This is a genomic window from Mesorhizobium sp. M1252, from assembly GCF_040318265.1.
GTDB lineage: Bacteria > Pseudomonadota > Alphaproteobacteria > Rhizobiales > Rhizobiaceae > Mesorhizobium.
The window spans coordinates 85,160-100,486 of record NZ_JAMYLX010000008.1 but is presented as its reverse complement, the minus strand read 5'-3'; the positions used below and the strand labels follow the sequence as shown (position 1 = coordinate 100,486).

General features: G+C 62.3%; 12 protein-coding genes. 3 read left to right on the top strand and 9 right to left on the bottom strand.

Annotated elements, in window-relative coordinates; translation table 11 throughout:
* Positions 1-102 precede the first annotated feature (102 nt).
* Positions 103-1,821, top strand: coding sequence for an AmmeMemoRadiSam system protein B (gene amrB / locus NKH22_RS17705; RefSeq protein WP_023747029.1), 1,719 nt, complete (start codon positions 103-105; stop codon positions 1,819-1,821).
* Between the two features lie 29 nt (positions 1,822-1,850).
* Here the strand turns inward: amrB and NKH22_RS17700 are convergent, their stop codons facing one another.
* Together NKH22_RS17700 and NKH22_RS17695 are read right to left on the bottom strand one after the other, a co-directional pair.
* On the bottom strand, positions 1,851-3,653 hold the full coding sequence (locus tag NKH22_RS17700) for an MORN repeat-containing protein (protein ID WP_245260505.1): 1,803 nt from the start codon (positions 3,651-3,653) through the stop codon (positions 1,851-1,853).
* A 188-nt stretch (positions 3,654-3,841) separates the two neighbouring features.
* Positions 3,842-4,921 carry a trypsin-like serine peptidase gene (locus NKH22_RS17695; protein ID WP_023691993.1) on the bottom strand — a complete coding sequence of 360 codons (1,080 nt, stop codon included), beginning with the start codon at positions 4,919-4,921 and terminating at the stop codon, positions 3,842-3,844.
* Positions 4,922-5,323: 402 nt separating this feature from the next.
* On the opposite strand from NKH22_RS17695, the gene NKH22_RS17690 reads away from it, so the two are divergent.
* A complete protein-coding gene (locus NKH22_RS17690; RefSeq protein ID WP_023713445.1) occupies positions 5,324-6,415 on the top strand; it encodes a S1 family serine peptidase in 1,092 nt (363 codons plus the stop codon).
* Positions 6,416-6,495: 80 nt separating this feature from the next.
* Here the strand turns inward: NKH22_RS17690 and mgrA are convergent, their stop codons facing one another.
* The 7 genes from mgrA to NKH22_RS17655 form a co-directional block, all read right to left on the bottom strand.
* On the bottom strand, positions 6,496-7,542 hold the full coding sequence (gene mgrA, locus NKH22_RS17685; RefSeq protein WP_023669798.1) for an L-glyceraldehyde 3-phosphate reductase: 1,047 nt from the start codon (positions 7,540-7,542) through the stop codon (positions 6,496-6,498).
* A gap of 57 nt (positions 7,543-7,599) precedes the next feature.
* A complete protein-coding gene (locus NKH22_RS17680) occupies positions 7,600-8,742 on the bottom strand; it encodes a Gfo/Idh/MocA family protein (protein WP_023669799.1) in 1,143 nt (380 codons plus the stop codon).
* Positions 8,743-8,753: 11 nt separating this feature from the next.
* Positions 8,754-9,500 (bottom strand): sugar phosphate isomerase/epimerase family protein, encoded by a 747-nt coding sequence (locus tag NKH22_RS17675; protein WP_023820508.1) that lies wholly within the window; start codon positions 9,498-9,500, stop codon positions 8,754-8,756.
* Between the two features lie 118 nt (positions 9,501-9,618).
* Entirely contained in the window at positions 9,619-10,719 is a 1,101-nt protein-coding gene (locus NKH22_RS17670; protein WP_023704231.1) for an ABC transporter ATP-binding protein, read from the bottom strand.
* A gap of 5 nt (positions 10,720-10,724) precedes the next feature.
* Positions 10,725-11,660 carry a carbohydrate ABC transporter permease gene (locus NKH22_RS17665; RefSeq protein ID WP_023820507.1) on the bottom strand — a complete coding sequence of 312 codons (936 nt, stop codon included), beginning with the start codon at positions 11,658-11,660 and terminating at the stop codon, positions 10,725-10,727.
* Complete coding sequence (locus NKH22_RS17660; RefSeq protein ID WP_023704232.1) at positions 11,653-12,546, bottom strand: carbohydrate ABC transporter permease; 894 nt, start codon at positions 12,544-12,546, stop codon at positions 11,653-11,655. The genes NKH22_RS17665 and NKH22_RS17660 overlap by 8 nt, the downstream gene beginning before the upstream one ends.
* 81 nt (positions 12,547-12,627) lie before the next feature.
* A complete protein-coding gene (locus NKH22_RS17655) occupies positions 12,628-13,866 on the bottom strand; it encodes an ABC transporter substrate-binding protein (RefSeq protein ID WP_023683028.1) in 1,239 nt (412 codons plus the stop codon).
* 392 nt (positions 13,867-14,258) lie between these two features.
* On the opposite strand from NKH22_RS17655, the gene NKH22_RS17650 reads away from it, so the two are divergent.
* Complete coding sequence (locus NKH22_RS17650) at positions 14,259-15,302, top strand: LacI family transcriptional regulator (RefSeq protein ID WP_023700133.1); 1,044 nt, start codon at positions 14,259-14,261, stop codon at positions 15,300-15,302.
* Positions 15,303-15,327: the final 25 nt, after the last annotated feature.

Genomic DNA, 15,327 nt, shown 5'->3' with positions numbered 1-15,327 from the left:
CGCAAGGGGGGAGATCAGTCTCTTCATTGCTGGAGATCTATTTTCAAGGTTGATGATTGGCGAAAGCCGAGGCGACATCCAATCTCCCCCCTTGCGGGGGAGATGTCCGGCAGGACAGCGGGGGGTGCCTGGGCACGGACCAGCATTCTGGTCTTTGCCACCGCCTTGCTTATCCTCTCAGTGCTTCAAGCGTCTGCCGCCCCCATCACCTGCCCGCCCGGCGACACAAACTTCCCGTCCTTCTACTCCGACCCCACACTCTTCACCGACGCCATCGCCGCCGTCGCCAGAATCGAGCCGTCCAACCAACGCCTCACCGGCATCACAGTCCCCCACCACCTGCTCGTCGCAGATCTCGTCGCACTCGGTTTGCACGCCGCGTCCGGCTTCCGCTACAAGCGCATCGTCATCCTGTCGCCGGACCATTTCCACGAGACGCAGAAACTCTTCGCCACGACGCCGCGCGGTTTTGAAACAGTGCTCGGTCCAGTCCAGGCCGACACGGAAGCCGTGCACCTTCTGGAAGCGAACAGCGACATGGTCGAAGACTCCTGCCTGTTCGCCAGGGAGCATGGCGTGCAGGCGATGCTGCCTTTCCTGCATCACTATTTCCCCGAAGCTGAAATCGTGCCGGTGGCGATGTCGGTCAAAGCCAAGCGAGCCGACTGGGACCGGCTGGCGCAGGCGCTGAAAGCGATCGTCGACAAGGACACGCTGATCGTCGAATCCACCGATTTCTCCCACTATCTGCCGCAGCACGAAGCCAGGCGTTTCGACCAGCAGACGCTGAACATGCTCGCCGCCGGTTCGCTCGACGGCATCGCGGCGCTGCGCCAGCCGGATCACGCCGATTCGGTCGGTGCGCTCTATATCCAGACCAGGCTGCAGCGCGAACTGTTCGGTGCTGCGCCGCTGGTCGTCGCCAACGAGAACTCGCAGGCGCATTCAAGCGACTATGTCGAGCGCACCACCAGCTATGTCGTGGCGCTGTTCGGCACCTTCGGCCCCGGCTTCAACAATCCTGCCCGTCCCGACGACAAGCTCTACTATTTCGCGGGCGACGTGAATTTCGGCCGCGCCATGAAGAAGATCCTGGTCCGCGACGGTGTTGCCGAGAAGATCGTCGAAAGCGTGCTGGCCCTGACCCGCTCGCGGCCGCTGATCGTCAATCTCGAAGGCGTGATCCTGCCCAACGTCCCTGAAGCGATCGACGACATGACGCTGGCCATGCCCGCAGACCTCGCCATCGACATGCTCAAGAAATTGCATGTCGCCGCTGTCAGCCTGGCCAACAATCACGCCTACGACCTCGGCCCGTCAGGCTATGCCGAGACGCTGGCCGCACTCGATGCGGCCGGCATCGCCCATTTCGGGCAGGGCGAGACGCTGGCGCTTGCCGATCTCGACCTGGTCGGGCTGACCGACATCGATACCAACGGCTCCAGGAACACCGACCTTCTGACGCCTGCTTTGCTCGACCGGCTGCTGCACGACAATGCCGAGCGGCCGGTGATTGCCTTCGTCCATTGGGGCCGCGAGTACAAGACGGAGCCGTCGCCGCGCGAGGAGATGCTTGCCGACCAGATGCGGCTGCGCGGTGTCACGGCAATCGTCGGCGGTCATCCACATGTATCGAGCGAGGCGATCCTGCCGCTCGGCGGCGGCGATGTTGCGGAGATCTATTCGCTCGGCAATTTCCTGTTCGACCAGAAAGCCGAACGATCGTCCGGGTCGATGCTGGAACTCAGGGTGTTCAGCCAGGACACGATCTTTGCCCGGCTGATCCCGCTGCCCAATTTTTTCGAGATGGGCTCGAAATGACGCGATTCCCGAAAGGACGTGACAGGACCTCAACAGCCTTGCAGATCTTCCGGCAGATAGCAGACCGCCGGCTTGGTGCTGGTTTCGAACAGCGACTGCTTCGGCCTGAAATAGAAGAACGTGGCCGGCTTGCTCTCGCGTGTGCTGCCATCGGCGAAATGGGCGGCGATGCTGAAGCGATGGATCGACGACATTGACGACCACATTTTCAGCCGTGCCGTGTAGGCGCTGAGATTCTTGTTGCCGCGCACCGGCATGGGGATGCTGTAATCGGTCTTGCCGATCGGAAATTCGATGTTCTGGTAGCGCAGCGCTTCGGGCGACGCGCCGCCGCCATCGCCGCATTCGGCGAGCGATTCTGGGACCTCGATGCTGACCAGCGAGACGATGACGCGAAACGGCTCGCTCTGCTGGTAGACAGCGCCCTGATCGTCCGCCCAGGAATAATCGAGCTTGCCAATCCCGGTCACGCTCATTTTCTCGACGCTGCCGCTGATGTAATCGGCAACGTCGCCGAACTTGACCTTGTTGGCCACCTGGGCGCGGCAGACATCCAGGCTGTCCCTTGACGGGCAGGTGAAGCGCTCGGTCTCGAGCGTGGTTGTGTCGACGCCGGCTTCAGTCAGCACGTCCTTGATCGAGACGTCGACGCCATCGCCGAAAGTGCCGATGTCCTTCGTGAACATGCGGCTCGGCTCGCCGGTCGCGTTGTCCTCCTCGTCGGTCCTGGTGAACTGGATCGACATCTTCATGTCTTTCACGTCGCCCCAGCCATTGTTGACGATCGAGAAGTCGGGGCGGAAGCCGACGCAGCCATAGTGCTCGCTGATCGACAGCATCGGCTTGCGGTAGGCCTCGCTCGCGGCCACCTTCATTTCCAGGCTGTCGATCTTGACCCTCGACTGGTCGGTGGTCTTGAGGTCGACTTCGGCGAAGGCCGGCGCCGTCTCCCAGTCCATGCCTTCATAGACATTGCCGGTACGAATCTCTCCGGTGCCGTTCCAGGCATCGTTGTACTGGTCCGACACCGGATAGATCGCGATGTCTTCGTCGCGCACCAGATGCTGGTACTGCATGTCGGCCTGCTGCGTCATGCGCTGGTCGACGGCAATGCCGATCTCGACCTTGTCGGCGGAACCGCCGCCGGTCTGCGCCTTGAGCAACCCGCCCACTCTGGCATCGGCCAGCACGTCGGGGCGCGCACCGCCGATCTCCTTGCCCATCGCCCATTGCGACCAGTAGACGGTGCCGCCGGGCAGCCGGGTGCGGCCCTTGCCGTCCTTCAGCCCATCGGCAAAAGAGCCGACGAATATCTCGCCTGTCTTCGTCTCCAGCCTGCCCTCGCCATTCGGCACACCGGCCCTGAATTGCCCTTCATAGCGATTGCCGTCGGCATCGACATGGATCGCATGGCCGTCGAGCTGGCCGGCGACCCAACGGCCGTCGAGAACCTCGCCTGAACGCAGCTCCAGCCGGCCTTGTCCTTCGGGGCGGCCATTCCTGATCTCGCCGAAATAGCTGGAATAGATCGTCTTGGGGTCATAGCTCGCCGAGCCGCGTACGCGCCAGACCAGCCTGCCCTTGCCGTTGACGGTGCCGTCGGCTGCGACGGTGCGGTCCGGCGACACGCCGGCTGCCGGCTCCCAGGTGAAATCAAGACCCAATTCCGGGTGGGAATCCCAGACCCGTACATTCTTGCGCAGCACCGAACGTGTTTCGCTTTTATAGAGGATTTGCACCCGCTCGGCCCAGGCGCCATCGGGTGTGGCACCGCCTTGATCGGCCATAGCGGAAAAGCATGTCAGTGCGGCCAGCATGGATGCAGCCGCCATCGCTTTGACTCCGAAGATCATTCTTGCCCGCGCCATCTTACCCAACCCCTTGGATCGCCTAGCGTAAGCACCGCTGTAACACAGTGCAAGAGAGGTGTTTCGATACAAAAAAACCGGCGGCAGGAACGTCCCGCCGCCGGTTTGGTAGTGCTGGTTATCGCCGCTGTTTGCCGGCGAAAGATCGGGCCTTATTTGTACAGGCTGTTGATCCACGCCACGTTGGCAGCGTTCAGGCGCACCGCAGTGTTGGCGTTGGGGCTTTCGGCCACGTTCACGCCGGTGACGACGCGCTGCTTGGCGCCATTGTCGTAGGCGTAGACCGAGCTGCCGCTCGACCCCGGATAGGTGTCGCAGTCGTACTGGAAATACTCCGCGCCGACGTTTTCGGCTTTCACTTCGCAGGTCGCCTTCCACATCGTTCCCATCGGCTTGTCGCCGGGATAGCCAACGATGTTTGCGGTGAAATCGCCGAGGTTCTCATAGTTGGCATAACCCAGCCAGCCGAGATTGGTGCCGACATCCTGCTTCAGCGTAATGATGCCGAGGTCCCACGGAATGACCGAGCCGTAGTAACCCTGATAATTGTCGATGAAGCCCTGCAGGATATAGACGCTCTCGTAGCTGAAAGCGCCAAACGGTGCATCGTCGGCGGTGTTGCCGTTGAGCGACGGCACGAAGATGACGTCGTCGAGCCAAGCCTTGTCTTCATTGCTGTAGAGGCAATGCGCGGCGGTGAGCACCGTGCGCGGACCGATCAGGGTTCCCGAGCAGCTGCCGTAACCGCTCTTGGCTTTGCCTTCGATATACCCGATCGCGGTGAACGGGTAGGTCTTGGTGTTCTTGATCTGCTCGCGATCGTCGGCCCCGAACACCTGGCGGCCGGCTTCGTCGCCGCCCGTCAATCCGGTCTTGTCGGCGTTCGGTGTGTTGGCGGGCGCGTTCAATTCCTTGATGACAAGGTCCTTCAGCGTCTCGCCTGCATCGATCTTGATGTCCTTGCCATCGGCGGAACGTCCGACGATGCCATAGGATTTGACCGCCGTGCCCTCGTCGGTCAGCGGCGCTGCCCGGCTGGCTTCATCTTCGGTCAGTTTCGGCGGCGCGATCGGCTTTGCACGGCCGGGCTGGTAGTCGCCCGTTCCGAGATCGCGCATGCTTTCGCCATTGCCGGCATTCGCTGAGCCGGGATCGGCGGCGAAGGCAGGCATCGTCCACAGTGCGGTGGATAGCAGTGCGGACGCAATGATAGTGCTTGTCAGTTTCGTCATGGTGAGACTCTCCCAAAAGTCAGCAAGGAGTGGAGCAAAATACAGAAATATTGTCGAGATCGTGGTGGAGTTAAAAAATTAGTTTGGTTACCCGCCCGTATCGGATCATCGGTCCGGGCGGCCTCGTTAAAGCCCTCCGCCAAACGCACCCGCGTCGATATACTGCCTAAAATAATCCAACATTGGCAATGACAAATCGCTTCCACGTAGCCCGTGGGGGGCTATAGGGTTTGGGTGGGCTCTGCCCGATGGGGCACGATTAGCAAAAGTGGTATTTCGGTTTTATAACCGCGCGGATGTCGTTCGTTCTGGCAGAAGGCGATCGAGGTACCGCTACCGCTTCTGTTGGTTATGCGTCATGGCGGCATGGCTCGGCAATTTTCATCTCAGGAGGGTTTCAAGGTGAACATTATCCATCGGTTCAGGCCGCTTGCCGCTGCATCGCTGCTGGGCATCGCGGCCGCTTTCCCCGCCGTCAACGCGCTCTATGCAGCCGACGACGCCGCCAGGCCGGAAGCGGCGGTCTCGCCGATGCAGCGCGTTGCCGAATCCCGGGACAAGGCCAAGGCCGAGAATCCCGACGGGGCCGACCGCGTCTATGGCGGCAAGGAAGCCGACAAAGGGGCCTATCCGTTCCAGGTGGCGCTGCTGACCAGCGCCCGGCTGGACCCCAGCCCGGCCTCGCAGCCGAACGCGCAATTCTGCGGCGGCAGCCTGATTGCTCCGCAATGGGTGCTGACGGCGGCGCACTGCCTCAACGACAAGGGCCGGCCGATTTCGCCCGACACGGTGACCGTGCTGACCGGCGCCACCGATCTTACCGAAGGCAAGCGCTACAAGGTGGTCGAGGTCATCGTCAACGAGGGCTACAGCGAACAGACGCTGGACAATGATCTCGGCCTGCTCCGGCTGGCGGAGCCCGCCGATGCGCCGGTCATCAAGATCACCAATGAGCCGACGCCAGACAGCGGCAAGACCACGGTCATCGGCTGGGGCAAGATGCAGGACGGCACCTTCCCGACCGCGCTGATGGTGGCCGATCTCGATCTCGAGCCGAGCGCTGCCTGCAACAGCGGCATCAAGTCGATCTATGCGCATGACCTGAAGGCGGCACTTGGCGATCTCTCGCATCGGATGCGTTATTCGGAAAAGGGCATCGATGCCGCCGCCAATGCGATCGCCGCCGATATGTCGGATCCGCTGACCAAGAACATGATCTGCGCCGGCACCGACAGCGGCGAACGCGACGCCTGCAACGGCGACAGCGGCGGTCCGCTGTTCATGACCGGCGCCAACGGTCCGGTCCAGGTCGGCGTCGTCTCCTGGGGCGAAGGTCCGTCCGACGGCACCGCCGCTTGCGGCCACAAGAATGCCTATGGCATCTACACGCGATTGGCCAACTATACGGGTTGGATCGAAGCCAAGATGAAGACCCCGGCTCCGGCAGCCGCGGCGGCGCCCAAGGCCGGTCTCGGCACGGCCAAGAAGCCCTGAACGGGCCCGAAGCTTGATAAACGCAAAACGGCGGGATCTTTCCCGCCGTTTTGATTCATGTCCGGTGCCGGCTGTTCCGCTTACTTCCGCGGCGGGCCTTTGCGCTCGGCCGACGCCGCCCACAGATTGATGTCGGACTCGCGTGCGTAAGTGTCGATTTCGGCGAGCTCGGCATCGCTGAACTCGAGCACCTTGAGCGCGCCGACGCAGTCCTCGACCTGTTCGGGCCGGCTGGCGCCGATCAGCGCCGAGGTGACCCGGCCCTTGCGCAGCACCCAGGCCAGCGCCATCTGCGCCAGCGTCTGGCCACGCTTGCCGGCGATCGCGTTCAGCGCCTGGATGTTAGCGATGGTCTTTTCGTTGATGAAGGCGGGCCGCAGCGACTTGCCTTGGCTGGCGCGGCTACCCTCGGGGATGCCGCCGAGATATTTGTCGGTCAGCATGCCTTGCGCCAGCGGCGAGAACACGATCGATCCGACACCGAGCCCTTCCAGCGTATCGAGCAGTCCGTCCTCTTCGACCCAGCGGTTGAGCATCGAATAGCTCGGCTGATGGATGATGCAGGGCGTACCGAGCTGCTTCAATATGTCGGCGGCCTCGCGCGTGCGCTGCGAATTGTAGGACGAGATGCCGGCATAGAGCGCCTTGCCGGAACGCACCGCATGGTCGAGAGCGCCCATCGTTTCCTCAAGCGGCGTATCCGGATCGAAGCGGTGCGAATAGAAGATGTCGACATAGTCGAGCCCCATCCGCTTCAGGCTCTGGTCGAGGCTCGCCAGCACATATTTGCGGCTGCCCCATTCGCCATAAGGCCCTGCCCACATCTCATAGCCGGCCTTGGTCGAGATGATCAGCTCGTCGCGATAGCCGGCGAAGTCGGTGCGCAATATCTCGCCGAAGGCGATCTCGGCCGAGCCGGGCGGCGGGCCGTAATTGTTGGCGAGATCGAAATGGGTGATGCCGAGATCGAAGGCCTTGCGCGCGATCGCCTGCTTGGTGTTGTGCGGCGTGTCGTTGCCGAAATTGTGCCACAGGCCGAGCGAGATCGCCGGCAGTTTCAGGCCGGATCGCCCACATCTGTTGTAGAGCATTTTCTCATAGCGGTGTTCAGCCGGCTGCCAGCGCATGGGTACAGATCCTGGATTGTATGGGTGTCGGCGCGAGCGCGCCGACACCCTTCTACCTCATTTCTGCTTCGCCAACAGTCCTTTTGCGTCCTTGACGCCGAGTGCAGCCGGCCGCTCGCAGCTGGTCTGCATGGCGACGAACTTGCCGGTCTCGCCCGACCGCAACAGGCCGGTCATGACATCGACGGCATGCAGCGCGAGCTCCATCGAGCAACGATGCGGCCGGCCCTCGGCGATCGCCAGCGCCATGTCGGCAAGGCCTGCGGTGCGGTAGTTGGCCATCATGCCCTGGCCGTGCATTTCGTTGGGCACGCCGAACGGATGCTGCCATTTCGGCAGTTTCTTCACCGGTTTTGCCGCCTTGGTTATGCGCACGTCGCCACCGAAGAAATTCGGATCCGGCACGAACACCGTGCCCGTCTCGCCATAGAGTTCCATCGGCGCGTGACCATGCGCCCAGACGTCCCAGCTGGTGTTGAGCGTGATCACGGCGCCGTTCTCGAACTCCAGCAGGCCGTGGATCGTCGTCGGCGTGTTCACCGGGATTTTTTCGCCCGCGCGCGGTTTCGACGAGATCGTGCGTTCCTTGGCAGGCGTCGTCGCGAAGGCCGCCACCTGCTTCACCGGCCCGATCAGCTGGATCAGGTTGGTGATATAGTAGGGCCCGATGTCGAGCACCGGCCCGGCGCCCGGCTGGAAGAAGAAATCGGGATTGGGGTGCCAGTGCTCCATGCCGTGGCCCATCACATGACAGGTGCCGCTGGTGATCTTGCCGAGCGCGCCGGTGTCGATGAGGTTGCGCACCAGCTGGTGCGCGCCGCCGAGGAAAGTGTCCGGAGCCGAACCGATGCGCAGCCCTTTCTTCTCGGCCCGGCTCTTGAGGTCGAGGCCTTCCTTGACCGACAGCACGAACGGCTTTTCCGAATAGACGTGCTTGCCGGCATCGAGGATCTGCTTCGACACCCCGTAGTGCACCGCCGGGATGGTGAGGTTGACGACGATGTCGATCTCGTCATCCTTGAGCAGTTCTTCGACGGTCTCGGCGCGCAGCTTGAACTCCTTCGCCCGTGCCTTGGCCGCGTCCATGTTGATGTCGGCGCAGGCGCGCATCTCGATGCCGCGAAACAGAGGCGCCAGCGAGAAATACGCTTTCGAGATGTTGCCGCAGCCGATGACGCCGATACCCAGTTTCTTTGCCATGATGATTGTTCCTAGTAAGCCTTGACGGATGCGAGCGAGCGGCTGGCGAAGCGCTCGATGTCGTTGGGGTTGTCCTGTTCCATGACGTAATATTTGGCCGCGCTCTTCGCCCGAAGTGTCTTGATCAGGCCGGCCCAGTCGATGGTGCCGTGGCCGACATCCGCCCAGCCGTCCTCGTCAAGGCCTTCGCCTGACTTGGCCATGTCCTTGATATGGACGGCGCTGATGCGCTTGCCGTGCTTTTCGATCCACGGCAGCGGATCAACGCCGCCGCGGATTACCCAGGCGACGTCCATCTCCCAGCCGATGTCGGGCGCAGCCGACAGGATGTGATCCTGCGGCACCGAGCCGTCGGCGAGTGTCTTGAACTCGAAATCATGGTTGTGCCAGGCAAAGCCGTAGCCGGCTTTTTTTGCGGTCTCGCCGACCTTGGCCAGACGCTCGCCAAAGCCGCGCCAGCCGGCAGCGTCGGCCGGTCGCTGCTCGGCCAGCAGATAGGGACAGATGACGAGCGTGATGCCGAGTGCGTCGGCTGTTTTGCGTACGCCGTCGAAATCATTCTCCAGCGCATCGATCGAGAAATGTCCGGTCGGCATCGAAAGCCCGTTCTTGTCGAGTTCGGCGCGGAACGCCTTGGGGTCGTCATAGACGCCGCCGAAACCTTCGACTTCCTTGTAGCCGAGCTTACCAAGCATTTTCAGGATGCCGTCCCACGGCTGGAAATTGCGGGCGCTGTAGAGTTGGAATGACCAGTTCATCGTCTCTGTCCGTTTCTTGGGTGGTTAAGGCTTGGGGATGTTTTCGGGGGATCGTTTTCGCGAGATCGTTTTAGGGGGATCGTTCTTGGGAGGATGGTTTGCGGATGATTCTAGAGGGTCACAGGCGATTGCCGGTCGCAGCGTCGAACAGCGAGGCGCGCGCCGGATCGAAACCGAACTGGATCGGATCGCCGCTGCGCAGCGTCCGTTCCGCCTCGACGCGGAAGGAGAGGTTGCGGCCGGCAAGCTTCGTCCACACCAGCGTGTCGGAACCCATCGGCTCCACGATCTCGACCGAACCGCCGGCGGAAAACGGCATCGACTTCGCCGCGTCACCGAAAGCGATATGTTCAGGCCGGATGCCCAGCACGCAAGCGCCGGCCGGGCGCTCCGTGCCGTCAAAGGTATAGCGATCGAGCGGCACCGAAACACCGTCGGTCCTGAACACTGGAGCAGCATTGGCCTCCAGCTCCCCTTCGAGGAAATTCATCGCCGGCGAGCCGAGGAAGCCGGCGACAAACCGGTTGACCGGCCGGTTATAGATCGTCTGCGGCGCGTCAAGCTGCTGGATGACGCCGCCGCGCATGACCGCGATACGGTCGGCCAGCGTCATCGCCTCGATCTGGTCGTGGGTGACGTAGATCATGGTGTTCTGCAGCTTGCGATGCAGAAGCTTGATTTCGACGCGCAGTTCCGAGCGCAGCTTGGCGTCGAGATTGGATAGTGGCTCGTCGAACAGGAAGACGTCGACGTCGCGCACCAGCGCCCGCCCGATCGCCACGCGCTGGCGTTGGCCGCCGGACAAGGCCGCGGGCTTGCGCTGCAAAAGCGGCTCGATCTGCAGGATCTCGGCGGCGCGGGCGATGCGCTTGGCGATCTCGTCCCTGGGCACGCCGGCAACGCGCAGGCCGAACGACAGGTTCTTCTCCACCGTCATTTGCGGATAAAGCGCATAGGACTGGAACACCATGCCGATGCCGCGATCCTTGGGCTCTTCCCAGGTGACGTTCTTGCCCTTGATGAAGATGCGGCCTTCGGAAATATCGAGCAGCCCGGCGATGCAGTTGAGCAAGGTCGACTTGCCGCAGCCCGAGGGACCGAGCAGCACGATGAACTCGCCCTCTGCGACCTCGAGATTGAGGGTCTGCAGCACCGATACAGAGCCGAAGTTCAGGGACAGGTCCTGGATCGAAACGCTGGTGCCGTTGGCTGCCGTCATCGCCATCACCCTTTCACCGCACCGGCGGCGATGCCGCGCACGAAAAGCTTGCCGGAAATGAAGTAGACGATGAGTGGCACAAGGCCGGTCAGGATGGTGGCGGCCATGTTGACGTTGTACTCCTTCACGCCTTGCACCGAATTGACGATGTTGTTGAGCTGCACCGTCATCGGATAGGTGTCGGGACGGGTGTAGACGACGCCGAACAGGAAGTCGTTCCAGATGCCGGTCACCTGCAGGATGATGGCGACGACGAAGATCGGCAGCGACATCGGCGCCATGATCCGCAGGAAGATGCCCCAGAAGCCGGCGCCGTCGACCCGTGCCGCCCTGAACAGCTCTTCCGGCATCGAGGCAAAATAGTTGCGGAACAAAAGCGTGAGGATCGGCATGCCGAAGATGGAATGGACGATCACCAGGCCGCTGAGGCTGCCGTAGAGGCCGATCTCGCGCAGGATGATGACGATCGGATAGATCATCACCTGATAGGGGATGAAGGCGCCGACGATCAGGATGACGAAGAATGTGTCGGCGCCCTTGAAGCGCCAGTTGGCGAGCGCATAGCCGTTCACCGAGGCGATCGCGATCGACAGCAGCACCGACGGCACGGTGATGCGCACCGAATTCCAGAAGCCGCGCGAAAGCCCGTCGCAATTGAGGCCGGTGCAGGCGGTCGCCCACGCCTTCACCCACGGTTCGAACGTGATTTCGAGCGGCGGCGAGAAGATATTGCCCATCCGTATCTCGGGCATGCCCTTGAGCGAGGTTACGACCATCACGTAGAGCGGCAGCAGATAGCAGACCGCCACCACGATCAGCGTGCCATAGAGGAAGATATTGCGGCGCGAGAAGACATGCCGCGGCTTCGGCCCGCGCGGCCCGGAGGCTTCGCGCTCGGCGGCACCCGCGCTGGCGGGCAAAGGGACGGCCGGGTCAGCCACGCTTCCTGCCTCCAAATTCAAGGTAGGCCCACGGCACGACGACGATCACCACCGAGAGCAGCATCATGGTCGAGGCGGCAAAGCCCTGGCCAAGATTCTGTGCGAAGAACATGTAGTCATAGACATATTTGGCCGGCACTTCGGAGGCGATTCCGGGGCCGCCGCTGGTCTGGGCGACAACGAGGTCGTAGACCTTGACGATGCCCGACGCGATGATGACCAGCGTGGTGATGAAAACCGGCCGCATCATCGGGATGACGATGAACAGATAGGTCTTCCACATCGGGATCCCGTCTACCCGCGCCGCCTTCCAGATGTCCTCGTCGATGCCGCGCAGGCCGGCCAGCATCAAGCACATGATGAGCCCGGTGCCTTGCCACAGCGCCGCAATCGAAATGCCGTAGATGACGATGCTGGAATTGTATAGCGGGTCGAAGTTGAAGCTCGTCCAGCCGAGGTCCCGCACCACATGCTGGATGCCGAAATCCGGATTGAGCAGCCACTGCCAGACCAGGCCGGTGACGATGAAGGAAAGCGCGAACGGATAGAGGAAGATGGTGCGGAACGTGTCCTCGAAACGGATCTTCTGGTCGAGAAGCGCTGCAAGCAGGAAGCCGATGACCAGTGAGAACACCAGCGAGATCGCGCCGTAGATCAAAAGGTTCTCGATCGAGATCAGCCAGCGCGGCGTCACCCACAGCCGGTAATACTGATCGAGCCCGGCGAAATTCAGCCGTGGCAGCAGCTTCGAATTGGTGAAGGAATAGAACACCGTCCAGACGGTGCCGCCGACGAAAACCACCGACGCGGTGAGGATCATCGGGATCGAGGCGACCTTCGCATTGAGGTTGCGGAACAGCGGGTTGGGGCGTTCGCTCTTGCTCATCTCGTCAGCCGGCTGGGTAAGGGCGGTGCTATCCCGGCCCTGCTTTCGCAAGACCGGGAGCGAGGTGTATTGCCTCCAACGTCAGTCTGCCGAAGCGATGAGGTCGGCGAAGCGTTTCTGCGCGTCTTCGATGGTCAGGTCCGGCTTGGCGAAGAATTCGGCGAAGAGATCTTCCTTCTGCTTCTGGGTGTCCTGCGAAAGCAGTTGGTCAGTCCACGGGATGACGGCGCCCTTGGCGAGGATCGCCAGACCCTTCTTCATGCAGTCGTTCGCCGCATTGAGATCGACGTCACCGCGCACCGGCAGCGAGCCCTTCTTGAGATTGAAGGCGACCTGAGTCTTAGGGTCGAGCAGCGTCTCTGCCAACACCTCCTGCGCCTTGGACTTGTCGGCATCCTTGAGCAGCGGGAAATAGAAGGCGTCGCCGCCGGTGGCGATCACTTCGTTCAGACCGAGGCCCGGCAGGCAGGCATAGTCCTTGCCGGCGACCTTGCCGGCAACCTGGAACTCGCCTTGCGCCCAGTCACCCATGATCTGGCCACCGGCCTTGCCGGTGATGACGAGATTGGTTGCCTGGTTCCAGTCCTGCACATTGGTGTTCTTCGCCATCTTGCGGGCATCGTCGGCGGCCTTGAAGACCTTGGCGATCTCGGGCCCGGCGGCGAACTTGGCATCCTTGTCCTTGTAGACCTTAAGGAACGCGTCGGTGCCGCCGACCGCCGCCAGCAGCACGTCGAAGGCGCCGGAAGATTGCCAGGCCTGTCCGCCGACAGCGAGCGGGATGATGCCCGCCTTTTCCAGGGCGGGCGCTGCCGCCACGAATTCATTCCAGTCCTTCGGCAGCGGCACGCCGGCCTTCTCGAAGGCTTCGTTCGACAGCCACAACCACTGCCAGGAGTGGATATTGACCGGCACGCAATAGATCTTGCCGTCGATGGTGCAGCTGTCGAGCAGGCTCTTCGGCCGCACGATTTCCGTCCACTTGCCCTTGGTGGCGACATCGGTGAGGTCGCGCATCAGGCCGGCCTGCACCAGTTCTTCGGCCTGCCGGCCGTGATTGAACTGGGTGGCGCCCATCGGATCGCCGCCGGTGATGCGGCTGATCATGATCGGCCGTGCCGTGCCGCCGGATCCGGCAATGGCGCCGTCGACCCAGTGATTGCCGGTCGCGTCAAAAGCCTTCGCGAATTCCGCAACCGCCGCCGCCTCGCCGCCCGATGTCCACCAATGGGTCACTTCCAGGTCGGTGGCGGCCGCCGGGCCGGCAAGCTGAAGCGCGGCCGTCGCGGCAAGGGCAGCGGTCAAAAGTCTATAGCGCATTTCGGTTCCTCCCAGAATCTGAAACGTTACAGATTTTCGATACGGCAATTATGCGGTGCGTGCAACCCCTGAGATAAACGCGCTCGAATGTTTTTTCGAGGCGCGAACAAATTCGTTGCGTGCGAACCGGCAAACTGCGCGCAAAACCGGGTGCTGCGCTGCAAAATCATGCTGCAGCGCAAGAAAACCGTCTCGAACCTGATTGTCGCGCTACGTTTCTGGCCGCCAAAACCCTGCCAAAACCATGGCTTGAGAGGCCCACGCGCTGCGATGTTGGAAATCTGTAACGTTTCAGTATATTGAGGCCTGACTGCGAAGAACCGTGCCACATCGTCATCGAAGCGATTGTCGGCTGGTCCGGCGGCTGCTATGCGCCTGACGGGGCGGGACGAATGGACAGGGACCAGACGGACAAGGACGACGAGGCGTCGGCGCATGAGCGGCCGACGCTGAAGACGCTTGCCTTCATGACCGGGCTCGGCGTCACCACCGTCTCGCGCGCGCTCAAGGATGCACCCGAGATCGGCGCCGAGACCAGGCGGCGGGTTCAACTCGTCGCGAGGCAGATCGGCTACCGGCCGAACCGCGCCGGCGTGCGCCTGCGGACCGGCAAGACCAATGTTATCAGCCTCGTGCTCAATACCGAGCGCGAGATCATGAGCTTTGTCTCGGACATCATCTACGGCGTCTCGGAGGTCATTGCCGACACACCCTATCACCTGATCGTCACGCCCTACTCGCGCTCGCAGGATCCGCTGGACCCGGTAAAGTATCTGGTCGAGTCCGGCTCGGCCGATGGCGTCATCATCTCACGCACGCAGCCCAACGATCCGCGCGCCCGCTACATGCTGGAGCGTGGCATACCCTTTGCCACACATGGCCGCACCGATATGGGGCTTGTCCACCCCTATCACGACTTCGACAATTACGCCTTCGCCGCCGAAGCGGTGCGCCATCTGGCCAGCGTCGGCCGGCGCCGGCTGGCGCTGGTAGCGCCGCCGGTCGGGCTCACCTATTACGACCACACGGTCAATGGCTTTGCCGACGCACTGAGCGAGGTCGACGCCAGCGAAGTGCCGTTCAACGCTGTTTCGATCGACCAGTCGATCGATCAGATCAGGACGCGGACCGCGCAGTTGATGCGCCGCGACGTCAGGCCGGACGGTTTCGTCAGCAGCGCCGCCGCAGCAACGCTGGCCATCGTCGCCGGCATCGAGGATGCCGGCCTGAAACTCGGCCGCGACGTCGATGTCGTGTCCAAGCAATCGTCGGAACTGCTGCATCTGTTCCGCCGGGAGTTGCTGATCGTCAACGAAGATTTCCGCCTCGCCGGCACCGAGCTTGCCCGCGCCGTGCTGGGCTGGATAGGCGGCGCGGCACCTGGCTCTTTGCAGACTGTGGTCAAGCCAGGCGACGTCGTCGCGTATCAGGGCTGACTGGCACGACCTGAGAGGTCCGCCT